The 15077-nt window shown below is 73.8% G+C and carries 12 protein-coding genes and 1 tRNA gene; 9 read left to right on the forward strand and 4 right to left on the reverse strand.

Annotation, left to right across the window (positions count from 1 at the left end; genetic code table 11):
• Positions 1–29 precede the first annotated feature (29 nt).
• Together Sspor_RS27515 and Sspor_RS27520 are read left to right on the forward strand one after the other, a co-directional pair.
• Positions 30–800, forward strand: coding sequence for an alpha/beta fold hydrolase (locus tag Sspor_RS27515; protein WP_202201513.1), 771 nt, complete (start codon positions 30–32; stop codon positions 798–800).
• A 116-nt stretch (positions 801–916) separates the two neighbouring features.
• On the forward strand, positions 917–1414 hold the full coding sequence (locus Sspor_RS27520; RefSeq protein WP_202201514.1) for a phospholipase: 498 nt from the start codon (positions 917–919) through the stop codon (positions 1412–1414).
• A gap of 16 nt (positions 1415–1430) precedes the next feature.
• On the opposite strand, the gene Sspor_RS27525 is transcribed toward Sspor_RS27520, so the two are convergent.
• Positions 1431–2552, reverse strand: a complete 1122-nt coding sequence (locus Sspor_RS27525) for a sulfite oxidase (RefSeq protein WP_202201515.1) — start codon at positions 2550–2552, stop codon at positions 1431–1433.
• 69 nt (positions 2553–2621) lie between these two features.
• Positions 2622–3917, reverse strand: coding sequence for a phosphoribosyltransferase family protein (locus Sspor_RS27530; RefSeq protein WP_202201516.1), 1296 nt, complete (start codon positions 3915–3917; stop codon positions 2622–2624).
• A gap of 353 nt (positions 3918–4270) precedes the next feature.
• Between Sspor_RS27530 and Sspor_RS27535 the strand changes: the two genes are divergently transcribed.
• Positions 4271–4915, forward strand: coding sequence for a TetR/AcrR family transcriptional regulator (locus Sspor_RS27535; RefSeq protein ID WP_202201517.1), 645 nt, complete (start codon positions 4271–4273; stop codon positions 4913–4915).
• 41 nt (positions 4916–4956) lie between these two features.
• Here Sspor_RS27535 and Sspor_RS27540 read toward each other — a convergent pair whose 3' ends face one another.
• Together Sspor_RS27540 and Sspor_RS27545 are read right to left on the reverse strand one after the other, a co-directional pair.
• The gene (locus tag Sspor_RS27540; protein ID WP_202201518.1) at positions 4957–5415 is read right to left on the reverse strand and encodes a hypothetical protein; all 459 of its coding nucleotides are present in this window, start codon (positions 5413–5415) and stop codon (positions 4957–4959) included.
• Positions 5416–5684: 269 nt separating this feature from the next.
• Positions 5685–5760 (reverse strand) — tRNA-Arg (locus tag Sspor_RS27545).
• Positions 5761–6092: 332 nt separating this feature from the next.
• On the opposite strand from Sspor_RS27545, the gene Sspor_RS27550 reads away from it, so the two are divergent.
• From Sspor_RS27550 to ettA, 6 genes are all read left to right on the forward strand, one after another.
• The gene (locus Sspor_RS27550) at positions 6093–7709 is read left to right on the forward strand and encodes a dynamin family protein (RefSeq protein WP_202201519.1); all 1617 of its coding nucleotides are present in this window, start codon (positions 6093–6095) and stop codon (positions 7707–7709) included.
• Positions 7710–7713: 4 nt separating this feature from the next.
• Positions 7714–9585 (forward strand): GTPase, encoded by a 1872-nt coding sequence (locus tag Sspor_RS27555; RefSeq protein ID WP_202201520.1) that lies wholly within the window; start codon positions 7714–7716, stop codon positions 9583–9585.
• Between the two features lie 123 nt (positions 9586–9708).
• Positions 9709–10116, forward strand: a complete 408-nt coding sequence (locus Sspor_RS27560; RefSeq protein ID WP_202201521.1) for a single-stranded DNA-binding protein — start codon at positions 9709–9711, stop codon at positions 10114–10116.
• 275 nt (positions 10117–10391) lie between these two features.
• On the forward strand, positions 10392–11543 hold the full coding sequence (locus Sspor_RS27565; RefSeq protein ID WP_237404050.1) for a thioester domain-containing protein: 1152 nt from the start codon (positions 10392–10394) through the stop codon (positions 11541–11543).
• A 102-nt stretch (positions 11544–11645) separates the two neighbouring features.
• The gene (locus Sspor_RS27570; protein ID WP_202201523.1) at positions 11646–13121 is read left to right on the forward strand and encodes a bifunctional phosphatase PAP2/diacylglycerol kinase family protein; all 1476 of its coding nucleotides are present in this window, start codon (positions 11646–11648) and stop codon (positions 13119–13121) included.
• A gap of 285 nt (positions 13122–13406) precedes the next feature.
• The gene (gene ettA, locus Sspor_RS27575; protein ID WP_202201524.1) at positions 13407–15071 is read left to right on the forward strand and encodes an energy-dependent translational throttle protein EttA; all 1665 of its coding nucleotides are present in this window, start codon (positions 13407–13409) and stop codon (positions 15069–15071) included.
• Positions 15072–15077: the final 6 nt, after the last annotated feature.

Raw genomic sequence — 15077 nt, forward strand, 5'->3', positions numbered from 1 at the left:
CGGGTCGTCGAGACCCGAGGGGGAGCATCGTGAGGAACGCCGTGGTCACGCCGGAGGGCGACCGGATCCGCTGGGTCGAACTGGCGGGGGAGGAGCCGGCGCGCGTGTACGTGCACGGGCTCGGGGCCACCTCGCCCGCCTACTTCGCGGCGAGTGCCACCCATCCGCTGCTGGCGGGGCGGCGTTCGCTGCTGGTCGACCTGCTCGGCCACGGGCACAGCGACCGGCCCGAGGGATTCGGCTACACCCTCGAAGCGCATGCCGACGCGCTGGCGGCCGCCCTCACCGAGGCCGGTGCGGAGGGGGCCGAGCTGATCGCCCACAGCATGGGCGGGGCCGTGGCCATCGTGCTCGCGGACCGGCACCCCCACCTGGTGTCCCGGCTGGTGCTCGTCGACGCCAACCTGGATCCGCAGCGGCCGGTGCCCGTCGCGCCGGGGAGCAGCGGGATCGCCTCCTACACGGAGGAGGAGTTCCTGGCCGGGGGCTGGGCCGAGGTGCGGGACCGGGTCGGCGCGCACTGGTGGTCCACGATGCGGCTGGCCGGCCGGACCGCCCTGTACCGCACGGCCGTCCACCTGGCCGCCGGTACCACGCCCACCATGCGTGAGCTGCTGCTGGAGTCGAAGATCCCGCGCACCTACCTGCTGCCCGAGGCGGACGGTCCGCTCCCGGGCGCCGATGCCCTGGAGGCCTCGGGCGTGGCCGTGGTGCCGGTCCCCGACTGCGGGCACAACATCATGCTCGACAACCCGGACGGCTTCGCCCGGGCCACGGCGGAGGCGCTGGCGCGCGACTGAGCCCCCCGCGCCCGGGCAGCACGTGCCATCCGCGCCGCCCGGGCGCGCACAGTAACCGCGGGGTGCCCGGGGGAGTTGCCGGAAGTGATCCGTCCGCCCCCGGCCCGAGGAATTCCATGCGCTTTCGCCTCCTTCGCCGCTTTTGCCTCCTTCGCCGCCGTCTCGTCCCCGCTCTCGCCACCGCCACCGCCGGTGCGGTGCTCGCCCTCGCCCCGGCGGCCTGGGCCGTCGCACCGCAGGTCCCGGCCGACAAGCCGCAGGTGCTCAGCCGCTGGACGCAGACCAGCGCCGCCAGCTACCAGGCATGGGCCGAGGCGCGCGAACACCGCGCCGCCTGGGTCGCGTACGGCTTCGACTGGTCGACGGACCAGTGCACCTCGTCCCCCGACAACCCCTTCGGCTTCCCCTTCGCGGACGCCTGCGCGCGCCACGACTTCGGCTACCGCAACCACCGCGCGGCAGGGCTGTTCCCGGCCGCCAAGGCCAGGCTGGACCTGGCGTTCCACGCGGACCTGAAGCGGGTCTGCGCGCAGTACTCGGGCTCCCGCAGGAGCTCCTGCGACGGCACCGCGTGGACCTACTACCAGGCGGTCAGGCTTTTCGGCATCTCCTGAGGCCGACGGCCTCCGCTCAGCAGCACAGGACCGGGACGTGCTGGACCAGGTTGTTGCCGAAACCGCCCCGGTTCCAAGGCTGTTCGAGGGGCTGCGTGCCGCCCTCGGTGTCCGTCGCGCGGACGGTGAGCGTGTGGTGCCCCGGCGTCGCCGTCCAGACGCAGGACCAGGCCTGCCACGCCCACGGGTGCCGCCCCGGCGCCGTGACCTCGGCCCGGGCCCAGGAGCGGCCCCCGTCGGCGCTCACCTCCACCCGGTCGACGGCCCCGTGCCCGGACCAGGCCCGCCCCTCCAGCGGTACCGGGCCGGGCCGCACCACACGGGTGCGTGACATGAAGTCGGGGAATCCCGGCGGGACCATCAGGGCGCGCGGCGCGATGAGGGTGACCGGCTCGCCGGGGTCGTCCGGACCGTCGGCGGCCGACCGGTAGCGGTAGGCCACGACCTGCTGGAATCCGGTGAACGGCGCGTCGACGAGGGTGATCTCGCGCAGCCATTTGACGTGCGCCATGCCGTACCAGCCGGGCACGACCAGCCGCAGCGGACACCCGTGCTGCGGGGGCAGGGGCAGGCCGTTCATGGCGTAGGCGATCAGCACCTCGGGGTCGTCCCCGGTGGCGGTCGCCACGGGCAGGCTGCGCCGGTAGTCCTGCTCGACGCCGCGTTCGATCCCGTGGTCGGCGCCGGTGAACACGGCCTCGACGGCGTCCGCCCGCACCCCGGCCTCGGCGAGCACCAGACGCAGCGGTACGCCCGTCCACTCGGCGGTGCCGACCGCCTCGACCAGCCACGGCTGGCTGACCGGACGGGGTGTCAGGCGGGCCCGGCCGTTGCCCGCGCACTCCATGGTGACGCGGTGGGTGACCGCCGGGAAGGCGCGCAGGTCGGCGAGGCCCAGGGCCAGCGGGGTACGGACCCGGCCGCCGACGCCGAGGGACCATCCGGCCGGGTCTGCGGCAGGTATGTCGTAGTGGACCAGGACGTAGTGCAGCCCGGGCGGTGTGACCTCGTAGCGCAGCGCCTCCAGCGGGAGCCCGTGGTTGCGGGCCGCGAGCGCCAGCTCCTGCGGGTCGATGCCCTCGCCGGGTGACGCGATGCGGCCCGGAGCGCTGACATCCTGCGCCGACGGCTGCTCCATCCCCTCATGGTCGCGCGTGCCGTGGGCGCCGGCCACCGCTGCCGCCACCGCTGCAGCGACCGGTCCGGTCTACGAGGGCAGCAGGTGGCGGGTGAACCAGTCGCGGGCCAGGCCGGCCACCTCGTCCAGGGCTCCCGGCTCCTCGAAGAGGTGGGTGGCCCCCGGGACGACCTCCAGCCGGTTCTCGCAGCGCAGCTCGCGCTGGGCCCGGCGGTTGAGGTCGAGCACCGTCGAATCCCGGCCACCCACGATCAGCAGCGTGGGGGCCCGTACAGCGGCGAGCCGGGCGCCGGCCAGGTCCGGCCGGCCGCCGCGGGACACCACGGCGCCGATGTCGGCGCCCGCCTCACCGGCCGCCCACAGCGCGGCCGCGGCCCCGGTGCTCGCCCCGAACCAGCCCGTCGGGAGGGCCTCGCGGCGGCGCAGCCAGGCGGTGGCGTCCGCGAGCCGCCGAGCCAGGGGCCCGATGTCGAAGACGTTGGCCCGGTCGGCCTCCTCGTCGGGCGTGAGCAGGTCGAAGAGCAGGGTGGCGAGGCCGGCCCGGTTGAGGTCCGCCGCCACCGACCGGTTGCGCGGGCTGCGGCGGCTGCTGCCGGAGCCGTGCGCGAAGACCACGACCGCCCCGGCGCCCTCCGGGAGGGCGAGGTCGCCGGCCAGGACGAGGCGGCCGTCGTCGACCTCGACCTCGACCTCGACTGCGGCGGTCGGGCCGGGCGGGCGGGTGCCGGGCCCGGCCGCGGCCCGCGCGAGCAGGAGGACGACCTCCTCGTCGGGGGTCTGGGAGAAGTCCTGGTACCACTCGCCGACGGCGCGGAAGGCGTGCGGCGTGGCGAGGCACACCACCTCGTCGGCCGCGGCGCCCAGCCGGGCGACCGCGTCGGGCGGGGCGACCGGAACGGCCAGCACCACCCGCGCCGCGCCCTGCGCCCGTACGACCTCGCACGCGGCGGCGGCCGTGGCCCCGGTCGCGATCCCGTCGTCCACGACGATCACGGTCCGGCCGTCCAGGGGCACCCGGGGCCGCTCCCCGCGGAACCTCGTGGCCTGCCGGGCGAGCTCCGCCTCCTCGGCGTGCTCCACCGCCGCGATGTCCTGCGGTCCCAGGCGGCTGCCGAGGACGATGTCTTCGCTGATGACACGTACGCCGCCCTCGCCGATGGCGCCGAAGCCCAGTTCGCGGTGGTGGGGGACGCCGAGCTTGCGCACCACGATCACGTCGAGCGGGGCGCCGAGGGCGCGGGCCACCTGGAAGGCGACGGGGACTCCGCCGCGGGGCAGACCCAGTACGACCGGGTCCTTCCCCCGCAGGTGCCGGAGCGCTTCGGCGAGCCGCTCACCGGCGTCCGCGCGATGGGTGAACAGCACGATGGCTCACCCCCTAGCCAGGGGAGACGGAAACCACGTACCCATCTCCTTCGACGCAACCGCATCCCCGGCCTCCCCGCAAGTCGGTACGGGCCCCCGCGACCGCGTGGGCCGCGCCGCCCCCCGGCCCGCCCGCGCGAGGACGTCGCGAGGACTTCGGGCGGACTTCGGCCGGACTTCGGCTGGACTTCGGGCGGACGAACTCGCCGCGGAGCGGTGCGAGATGGACGGCTGTGGCGCCCAGCCCACCCCCGTGGGACTCGGCGCTTTTGAACTGTACAGGTCGGTTCATATGAACTCAACCGGCCAGTTCAGGGGCTGCTAGGCTGGCGTCCGAGACGAGCGGAGCGGTGATGAGAGAGACCCCACGGGTGCCGACGGGCGACCGGGCCGCCCGTAAGCGGCTGGCGATCGTCAGGGCCGCGCGCACCGCCTTCGTACGGGACGGCTTCAAGGTCGGCATGGACACCATCGCCGCGGAGGCCGGGGTCTCCAAGGTGACCGTCTACAACCACTTCGGCAACAAGGACGCGCTCTTCCTGGCCGTCGTCGGGGACGCGCTCGAAGAGGCCCTGGGCGCGGCCATCGAAGGAACCGCCGCCCGCCTGGAGGAGACCGACGACCTCCGCACCGCGCTGGTGTGGACCGCCGAGGCCTGGGTGAAGGGCATGATCCAGCCAGACGTGCTGGCGCTGCGCCACCTGGTGGTCAACGAGACCCACCGCTTCCCCGAACTGGGCCTGGCCTGGAAGCAGTCCGGCCCCGACCGGGCCCGTCCGGCCCTGCTCGACACCTTCGCCCGGCTCATCGCGGACGGCCGCCTCGACATGCCGGACGTCGAGGTCGCCATCATCCAGTTCTACTCGCTGGTGCTCTACCCGCACCTGATCCACAGCGCCTACGGGGTCGCTCTGCCCCGGGAGACCACCACGGCCCTGAGCGAGACCGGCGTGGACATGTTCCTGGCGTACTACAAGTACCGCGGCCCGTCCGCGTAGTCGGCCCGCGCGAAAGCCCTCCCCGAGGGCCGCAATCCGAATCAGCGCGCCCTGCGGAACAGGTACACGCCGACGATCTTCCCCTTGACGGTCACCCGCTCTCCCGACAAGAGCCCGCCGGGTCGGGACTCCTCGCTGAGGTGCACGTGGACGTACTGGGCGGTGTGCAGGGACCAGCCCTCATCCTCGATCCGCGACAGCAGGTCACTCCGCGGCGATGCCCTTCCCGGCCTTGACCGGGCGACCCCGCCCCTCGTGGGAGCCGGCCCACGGAGGTCCACCGCGGCGAGCCCGTAGACCGACCAGCCGCTGGTACCGCGCTGCTCGACCTCGGCTTCGAACCAGCCGTCGCCCCGTCCGAACGCATCTGCCGCCGCCACGATCGCACTCTCCGCGGCCTCGACCACGGCCTCGCGCCGCTGAACGTCTTCGGCATCCCGGGCCTCGTTCTTGGCGGTCAGTTCGCCCTGCCTGCTCTGCCACCGCTCTTGCATGCCCATGTGGTTCCCCCGGCCTCCGGCGTGTACGTGCACCGATGATGCAGGTCGGCTCCCCACCGGCACCGCGGAACGGCGAACGCCGAACAGGGGCCTGCCCTGTCGGGGTGTCAGGGTTTGAACCCACGACCTCTTCGTCCCGAAGCGGCTCGGGCAAGTGGTGGAGCCGCGCGGCCTTCCGGCCCTTATCGCGCGGCTACCGAGACCTCGGTAAGGTGCGCTGACCTGCACGAAAGCCCTCCGCGGAGGGAGGGCTTCGGGCGGTGCAAGCGTGGTGCCCCCGGCAGGACTCGAACCTGCGGCCAAGTGCTTAGAAGGCACCTGCTCTATCCACTGAGCTACGGGGGCCGGAAGGCGGCCTTGGTGGGCCTGGAGCCTCCGGTGGGGGTGGGGCTGAGGTCCGTGCCGGGTCAAGGATAGGGCTCCGGTTGCCTTGTCCCGGTTGCTTCACTCGCGGGCCACGATGTGGAGGTTCGGTGAAGCGGTCCCGATAATCGCAGGCAGGTGCGATTCTCGCATCGCTTTTGCGCCGCGTCGCCCCTGGTGTTGTGCACTCGTTATGCCTGCGCCCCACTCGTCCGTCGTGCCCAGAATGTCCCACTGGAGTCGCGGTCGGCGCGCAGGGGGCGTATAAGCTTCAAAAATGGTCCTAAATTGGGCATTCTTCGCATGTGGTGACCTTGGATGTTCGGCCTCAGCTGCTCGATGCCCTGTCCGCCCTGCGCGACCGGGTCGCGTCCGTGCGTCTGCCGCTGCCCCTGCCCGGCGCTCCGCGCGCCCGCCAGACCAGAGCCGAGCTGCTCGCGCAGCTCGACGACTACCTCGTACCCCGGCTGAAGGCGCCCGAGGCGCCGATGCTCGCCGTCGTCGGCGGGTCCACCGGGGCCGGTAAGTCCACCCTCGTCAACTCCCTCGTCGGCCGGCAGGTCAGCGAAGCCGGGGTGTTGCGCCCGACGACGCGTACACCGGTGCTCGTCTGCCATCCGGACGACCACCACTGGTTCGCCGGCATGCGCGTACTGCCCGACCTGATGCGGGTCTGGGTGCCGCACGAGGAGGAGGAGACGCCCCCTGCCGCCCGATCCCGGGCCCGCGACCGCGGACCGGGCAACACCCACGCGACCCGCGAGATGCGGATCGAGACCGTTTCCAGCCTGCCGCGCGGGCTGGCCATCCTCGACGCCCCCGACATCGACTCCCTGGTGGTCGAGAACCGGACCCTCGCCGCCGAACTCATCTGCGCCGCCGACGTCTGGGTGATGGTCACCACCGCCTCGCGGTACGCCGACGCCGTCCCCTGGCACCTGCTGCGCACCGCCAAGCAGTACAGGGCCACCCTCGTCACCGTCCTCGACCGGGTTCCGCACCAGGTGCTCGCCGAGGTCTCGCGGCAGTACGGGGCCCTGCTCACCAAGGCCGGGCTGGGCGACGTACCGCGGTTCACCGTCCCCGAGCTGCCCGAATCCGCAGGCGGGGGCGGGCTGCTGCCGGCCAGCGCCGTCGCCCCGCTGTACGCCTGGCTCGCCCACCACGCCCAGGACCCCGCCGCCCGGCAGTACGCCGTCGGGCGCACCGCGCTCGGCGCGCTCGACTCCCTGCGGCGCCGGATGCCGGAGCTCGCCTCCGCCGTCGCCGCCCAGCACGCCGCCGCCGTACGGCTGACCTCGGCCGTCGAGGACGCGTACAAACGGGAGGGCAAGCGGGTCCGCAACCGCCTCGACCACGGTGCCGTACTGGCCGGGGACGCGCTGACCCGGTGGCGCGGCTACCCGCTCGACACGAGCGCCGACGAACTGCTGGACTCGCTCGCCGAATCCCTCGCCGCACTCCTCCAGTGCGCCGTCGCCGCCGCCGACGAGCGGATCGCCGAGGCCTGGCGGCGCGAACCGGCCGCCGGCGCGGTCTCGCTGCCCGCGCCCGACCGGGAGGCGGGCGAGCGCATCGGGATGGCCGTACGCCGCTGGCGGCGGGTCCTGGAGGAACTCGCCGAGGAGGAGGTGGGCAAGAGCGACAGGCAGCCCGCACTCGACCCCGACGGCATCGCCGCCCTCCTCGTCGCCGCCCTCCTCGGCGGCAAACGGGCCCGGCCCGCGGGGGAGAAGCTCGCCGAACGGATCGGCGCGCAAGCCGCCCTGCGGCTGCGCGACCGGGGCGGGGAACTGGTCGGCGACCACCTCGACCAGGTGCTGCGCGCCGAACGCGACCGCCGGCTCGCCCCGCTGGAGGCGCTCGAAGTGACCCCGGAACCACAGGCCGAGCTGATCGCCGCGCTGTCCGTACTGCAGAAGGAGAGGTGACGCGGTGACTGCTCTGACCGACCGCACCGACGACCGTTGGGACGACGGACTCATCGCGCGCTCGCGGCCCCGGGCCGTCGACGGGGACCCGGACGACGAGGAGTACGAGGGCGACGCGGGCCAGGGGGGCGGCGGGAGCGACGAGGGCGACGAGGCCCTCGTACGGGCCGTCTCCGGCGCGGGCAGCGACGGCGGCAAGTCGACCGCACCCCCGCTCAGCCCCGAGGGCCAGGCCCTGCGGCTGCGCCTCGACGCGCTGCGCCAACTGGTCGGCCTGTCCAGGACCAGGCTCGACGGAAAGACCCTCGCCGAGGCCGGGCGGGTCCTGGACGAGGCCGCCGCGCGGCGGGGGCTGTCACCCCAGCACACGGTCGTCGCGATCGCCGGAGCCACCGGAAGCGGCAAGTCCACTCTCTTCAATTCACTCGCCGGTGTGCAGATCTCCGAGATGGGGCTGCGCCGTCCGACCACGGCCGCGCCCATCGCGTGCAGCTGGTCGGACGGAGCCGCCGGACTGCTGGACCGGCTGGAGATCCCGGGACGCCTGCGCCGCAGGCCCCGCGAGACCTCGGAGGCGGAGGCACTGCGCGGGATGGTCCTCGTCGACCTGCCCGACCTGGACTCGGCGGTCGGCGCGCACCGGGACCACGTGGACCGCGTACTGGCCCTGGTCGACGCCGTGGTGTGGGTCGTGGACCCGGAGAAGTACGCGGACGCCGTGCTGCACGAGCGGTACCTGAGGCCGCTCGCCGGGCACGCGGAGGTGACCTTCGTCGTCCTGAACCAGGTGGACCGGCTGCCCGGGGAGGCCGCCGACCTCGTACTGGACGACCTGCGCCGGCTCCTCGACGAGGACGGCATCGCCCTCGGCGAGCACGGCGAGCCCGGCGCCACCGTCCTCGGGCTGTCGGCACTCACCGGGGAGGGCGTCGGGGAACTGCGCGAGCTCCTCGGACAGTTCACCCAGGAGAAGGGCGCCGCCACCCGGCGGATCTCCGCCGACGTCGACCGCGCGGCCCTGCGCCTGCGCCCGCTGTACGTGGCCGACGGGCACCCCGGCCCGGAGATCGGGGAAGCGGCGCGCGCCGAGTTCGAGGACCGCCTCGCCGAGGCGGTCGGGGCGTACGCGGCCGGGCTCGCCGCCGAGCGCGCCTGGCGGCGCAACGCCGGAAAGGCGTGCGGGACGCCCTGGCTGCGGCTGTGGCGCTGGTACGAGGGCCGCCGCGCGCCCCGCACCCTGGCGGGTCTGGCCGCCCTCGCGGCGATCGGCGGGCGCGGCACGGCGGCCCCGGAGGCCCCGGTCGAAGAGGAGGTGACCGCGCGTCAGCGGGTGGAGCAGGCCGTACGGGTGGTCGCCGACGAGGCGGTCGCCGGGCTGCCCGACCCGTGGGCGCAGGCGGTCCGGGAGACCGCGGTGCGCGGCGCCGACCGGCTCCCGGAGGCGCTGGACGAGATCGCGGTGACCCTCGGGGCGGCGGTGGCCGTACCGAGTGCCAAACCGCCGCGGCCCACGTGGTGGCCGGCGGCGGTGCTCGGCCAGGCGGCCATGACCCTGCTGCAGATCTACGGCGGGCTGTGGCTGGTCGGGCAGATCGTCGGGGTTCTGGAACCGAGGCTGATGCCGCCGGTCCTGCTGATGGTGGCGGGCATCATCGGCGGGCCGCTCGTGGAATGGTCCTGCTCGATCGCTGCCCGGGGCCCGGCGCGCCGGTACGGGCAGGACGCGGAGCGCAGGCTGCGGCAGGCGGCGGCCGGGTGCGGGCGGGCGCGGGTGCTGGAACCGGTGGCGGCGGAGCTGCTGCGCTACCGGGAGGTGCGGGAGCAGTACGCCACGGTGGCCGCAGGGGGGAGCAAGTTGTCCACAACCCGGCAGTAATCCACAGGCCGGAGCGGGGACTCGGCGACCTGCCCCAGCATGGTTCGTACCTCGTACGGATGGTCCGTACGGCTGGTTCGTGCGCAACCGTACGGACCGCGACCATGGGGGAGGGCGACCGGGATGTACGACACCCAGGTGACGCTGGTGGGCTGTGTGGCGACGCAGATCGACTACAAGGAGACGGCGAACGGTCCGGCGGCGCGGTTCCGCTTCGCGGTGACGCCGAGGTACTTCGACCGCCGCAAGGACGCCTGGACGGACGGGACCACCAGCTTCTACACCGTGTGGGCGCGACGGGGGCTCGCCGTGAACCTCGCCGGTTCCGTGTCGGTCGGCGAGCCGCTGGTGGTGCACGGGCGGCTGAGGGTGCGGGAGGACCCGCCCGACGGCGAGGGCAACCGGTGGTTCTCCGCGGAGATCGACGCGACGGCCATCGGGCACGACCTGAACCGGGGGACCGCAGCCTTCCGGCGCGTGGTCCGGACGGACACTCCGCTGATGGTCACTCAGAAGGCGGCGGTGGTCTGAGTGTTCGAGGCGGATAGGATTCCCCGGTACTCACGGGCACTTGGGTCTTTGGCCCGAAGGGGAAGACTGTGTCGATTGCCGTTCCCGCATCCTCCGCTCCCGACTCCACGCCTGCGCCTGCGCCTGTTCCTGCGCTCGCTGCTGCTCCGGTGCCTGTTCCATCCCCAGCGCCAGCCCCAGCCCCTGCTCCATCCCCAGCCGCTGCTCCTGCTCCTGATGCGGGTTCGACCGAACCTCCGGCCTCGGTACGGGGCTCCGCGCGCCGGCCGCTGGCGGTGGCCCTGCTGGCCGCGGCCCTCGCCACCGCCCCCGCGGCGGTGGCGGCCGCCGACTCCGGCCCGGTGGCACCCAGGTCCCCCGAGGGCGCGAGCGCCGTGCTGGACGGGCTGAAGACGTTCGGGCACGCGGTCCTGCGGTCCGGGGACGGCTCGGTCCGGCAGATCCCGGCCGGGCTCTACGAGATGCGGGTCGACGGCGGTGGGACGCTCCAGACGTACGGGGTCGGCGTGACCGGCAACGCCCAGCCCCAGGCCCGGTACACCGAGAGCGGCTGGAGCGGCAGCCCGCTCGCCGGGAACAGCGAGGCGGGCCGGATCCGCTGGGTCCTGGAGCACTCCTACCCGCAGCTCAACGACCTGGCCGGCCTCGCCAAGGCGGCCGGGGCCGGGGCCCTCACCGCGCAGAGCGCGGCCGCCGGGACCCAGGTGGCGATCTGGCGGCTGGCGGACGGGGCACAGGTCGAGGCCGCGGACCCGGCGGCCGAGAAGCTGGCCGACTACCTGCAGCGGGCCGCCGGGCAGCTCCCGGAGCCGCCGGCCTCGCTCGGGCTGGACCCGGGCAACGTGTCGGGGGCGGTGGGCACCCGGCTCGGCCCGGTGACCGTGCGGACCGGGGCGCGGAGCGTGTCGGTCGTCCCGGACGCGGCGGCCGTCGCGATGGGGGTGCGGGTGGTGGACGCCGAGGGACAGCCGCTGACCACCGCCGTCAACGGGAGCCGGCTGTACTTCGAGGTGCCCGCGGGCACCCCCGACGGGACGGCCTCGGTCACCGTCCAGGGCGCGACCAGGGTGCCGGTCGGCCGGGTCTTCACCGGCGAGCTGCCGGCCCACGCCCAGATCGTGGCCGGCTCCAGCGAGTCCACCGCCGCCGCGACGGCCACGGCGGTCTGGCCGGAGCCCCCGGTGACGGCGGTGGGCGCCGCCCCGGGCGACGACACGGGGACCGGTTCCGGCTCGGCGGCCGAGGTGCTGGGCGCGCAGTCCGGGGCCGCCCTGACGACCTCCCCGGACGACGAGCGGCTGGCGACCAGCGGCAGCTCGGCGGCCACCCCCGTCATCGCCTCCCTGGCGGTGGGCCTGGTGGTGCTGGGCGGCCTGGTGGTGCTGCTGCTCCGCAAGCGCCCGCTGGACGAGGAGGACGGGGCGTAGGACGCCCTGCCCGACCAGGTCACCCGCCCCCAGGGATGGGCCCGATGGGCCGGGTGGCCGCGCGGGCCGATTCGGATCCGCCGGCCGGGGTAAGGGCAGAAGATGGCTGATCAAGAACTGACGTGGTCCGGCACCTTCGGCCGCTGGGACCGTCGGCTGTTCGACGCGGTGGCCCGGCGGCACTGGCCCGGGGCCGACCGGGTGCTGCCGCGGCTCGGCCGGGCCGCGAACCACGGGGTGCTGTGGGGCGGGGCCGCCGCGGCCATCGCGGTCTTCGGATCGGCCGGTGCCCGCAAGGCCGCCGTACGCGGGGTCGCCTCGCTGGCGCTGGCCTCCGCGACCATCAACACCGTCGGCAAGTGGTCCGTACGCCGGCCGCGGCCGCTGCTGGAAGGCGTGCCCCTGGCACGGCAGCTGGCCACGCAGCCGCAGACCACCTCCTTCCCGTCCGGGCACTCGGCATCGGCCTTCGCCTTCGCCACCGGGGTGGCGCTGGCGGCCCCGGGCTGGGGGGCGGTACTGGCCCCGGTCGCCGCGTCCGTGGCGTTCTCCCGGGTCTACACCGGGGTGCACTACCCCTCCGACGTGCTCGTCGGCGCGTCACTGGGGGTGGCGGCGGGGTTCGTCGTACACCGCCTCGCGCGGGACGCGCAGGAGGCCCGGATCGTGCCCGGCGGCGAGCCTCCGGCCGCCGACGCCCCCGCGCTGCCCGACGGGGCCGGGCTCACCGTGGTGGTCAACACCGCGTCGGGCACCGCCGCGGCCGCGGGCCTCGACGTACTGCGCAGCCGCCTCCCCGAGGCCGAGGTGATCGAGTGCGACGGCCCCGAGCTGCCCGTCACCCTCGCGAAGGCGGCCTCGCGCTCCGCCGTGCTCGGGGTCTGCGGCGGCGACGGCACGATCAACGCGGCCGCCACCGCCGCGCTGCGGGCCGGGGTGCCGCTGGCCGTGTTCCCCGGCGGCACGCTCAACCACTTCGCGATGGACCTCGGCCTCCCCGGAACCGAGGCCACCTGCCGGGCCCTGGCCGACGGGCACGCCGTCCGCGTCGGCGTGGGCCGCTTCTCCCCGGGGCCCGACGGCGAGACCGGCTACTTCCTGAACAACTTCAGCATCGGCGCCTATCCGGAGCTCCTGGGCCACCGGCTGCGCTGGGGCCCGCGCATCGGCGGCGGCCCGGCCGCGCTGCTGGCGGCCTGGAAGGTGCTGCGTTCCCAGCGGCCCGTGCGGCTGCGGCTGGCCGGGCGGCCCCGCAGCGCATGGCTGCTCTTCGCGGGCAACGGCACCTACCACGGCACCGGTCCCACCCCCCGCCGCCGCGACAGCCTCGGCGAGGGCCTCCTCGACCTGCGGCTGGTCCACGGCGGCGGCCGGCCCGGCCCCCGGCTCCTGGCCGCCGCCTTCACGGGCCCGCTGAGCCGGTCCCCGGTCCACGTGGCCACCCGCCTGCGCAGCCTGCGCATCGCGGACATCCCGGCGGGCACCCCGCTCGCGTACGACGGCGAGTACGCCGAGGCCCCGGCCGCCCTCGTCCTCGAAGGAGTCCCCGACGCCCTGACCGTCTACCGCCCCCGCTGAGCGGGGGCGCCCCCGGCCCCCCGGCCCCCCGGCCCGGTGGCTCAGCCGGCCAGGAGCCGACCGGCTCCGGAGTTCGCCGTGACGTAGCGGGCCCGCCGCTTCTCCACCCTCCGAAACCGCCGGCGGAGGCCCGCGCCCCCGCGTTCCCCGCCATCCCGCCCGCCCCACCCCGCCGCCCGGCACCTTCCAGGTCAGGGGCGCCCGGCCTACCCATTCGCCCGAGGGTATGGACGTACGGCAAGATGGGGTGTATCTGCCCACCATCGATCTGCCGGACGGTTTCTCTTGGCTGAGTTCATTTACACCATGCGCAAGACGCGCAAGGCACACGGCGACAAGGTCATCCTTGACGACGTCTTCCTGAACTTCCTGCCCGGCGCGAAGATCGGTGTGGTCGGTCCGAACGGTGCCGGTAAGTCCACCGTTCTGAAGATCATGGCGGGCATCGAGCAGCCGTCGAACGGCGACGCCTACCTCTCGCCCGGCTACTCCGTCGGCATCCTCATGCAGGAGCCGAAGCTCGACGAGTCCAAGACCGTCCTGGAGAACGTCGAGGACGGCGTCGGCCCGATCAAGCAGAAGCTCAACCGGTTCAACGCGATCGCCGAGGAAATGGCGACGAACTACACCGACGAGCTGATGGAGGAGATGGGCAAGCTCCAGGACGACCTGGACCACGCCAACGCGTGGGACCTGGACGCCCAGCTGGAGCAGGCCATGGACGCCCTGGGCTGCCCGCCCGGCGACTGGCCCGTCACCAACCTCTCCGGTGGTGAGAAGCGCCGCGTGGCCCTCTGCAAGCTGCTGCTGGAGGCCCCCGACCTGCTGCTCCTCGACGAGCCCACCAACCACCTCGACGCCGAGTCCGTGAACTGGCTGGAGCAGCACCTGGCCCAGTACAAGGGCGCCGTCGTGGCCGTCACCCACGACCGCTACTTCCTCGACAACGTCGCCGAGTGGATCCTCGAACTCGACCGCGGCCGCGCGCACCCCTACGAGGGCAACTACTCCACCTACCTGGAGAAGAAGGCCGAGCGCCTCAAGGTCGAGGGCAAGAAGGACGAGAAGCGCGCCAAGCGCCTCAAGGAAGAGCTGGAGTGGGTCCGCTCCAACGCCAAGGGCCGCCAGGCCAAGTCCAAGGCCCGCCTCGCCCGTTACGAGGAGATGGCGGCCGAGGCCGACAAGATGCGCAAGCTGGACTTCGAGGAGATCCAGATCCCGCCGGGCCCGCGTCTGGGTTCGATCGTGGTCGAGGTCAACAACCTCTCCAAGGCGTTCGGTGACAAGGTCCTCATCGACGACCTGTCCTTCACGCTGCCGCGCAACGGCATCGTCGGCATCATCGGCCCGAACGGCGCCGGCAAGACCACGCTCTTCAAGATGATCCAGGGCCTGGAGAAGCCGGACTCCGGCGAGATCAAGGTCGGCGAGACCGTCAAGATCTCGTACGTCGACCAGGGCCGCGCCAACATCGACCCCAAGAAGACCCTCTGGGCGGTCGTGTCCGACGAGCTGGACTACATCAACGTCGGCAACGTCGAGATGCCGTCCCGCGCGTACGTCAGCGCCTTCGGCTTCAAGGGCCCGGATCAGCAGAAGCCGGCCGGTGTGCTCTCCGGTGGTGAGCGCAACCGCCTGAACCTCGCGCTCACCCTCAAGCAGGGCGGCAACCTGCTGCTCCTCGACGAGCCCACCAACGACCTCGACGTCGAGACCCTGGGTTCGCTGGAGAACGCGCTGCTGGAGTTCCCCGGTGCGGCCGTGGTCGTCTCCCACGACCGCTGGTTCCTGGACCGGGTCGCCACGCACATCCTCGCCTACGAGGGTGACTCGAAGTGGTTCTGGTTCGAGGGCAACTTCGAGTCCTACGAGAAGAACAAGATCGAGCGGCTCGGCCCGGATGCGACCCGTCCGCACCGCGCCACCTACAAGAAGCTGACGCGAGGCTGAGGTCGC

The sequence above is a fragment of the Streptomyces spororaveus genome, assembly GCF_016755875.1.
GTDB lineage: Bacteria > Actinomycetota > Actinomycetes > Streptomycetales > Streptomycetaceae > Streptomyces > Streptomyces spororaveus.

Excerpts from the sequence above, each read along its gene's own strand:
- Sspor_RS27535 (WP_202201517.1), top strand. The coding sequence starts at position 4,271 with ATGAGAGAGACCCCACGGGTGCCGACGGGCGACCGGGCCGCCCGTAAG.
- Sspor_RS27570 (WP_202201523.1), top strand. The coding sequence starts at position 11,646 with ATGGCTGATCAAGAACTGACGTGGTCCGGCACCTTCGGCCGCTGGGAC.
- Sspor_RS27520 (WP_202201514.1), top strand. The coding sequence starts at position 917 with ATGCGCTTTCGCCTCCTTCGCCGCTTTTGCCTCCTTCGCCGCCGTCTC.
- Sspor_RS27560 (WP_202201521.1), top strand. The coding sequence starts at position 9,709 with ATGTACGACACCCAGGTGACGCTGGTGGGCTGTGTGGCGACGCAGATC.
- Sspor_RS27540 (WP_202201518.1), bottom strand. The coding sequence starts at position 5,415 with ATGGGCATGCAAGAGCGGTGGCAGAGCAGGCAGGGCGAACTGACCGCC.
- Sspor_RS27525 (WP_202201515.1), bottom strand. The coding sequence starts at position 2,552 with ATGGAGCAGCCGTCGGCGCAGGATGTCAGCGCTCCGGGCCGCATCGCG.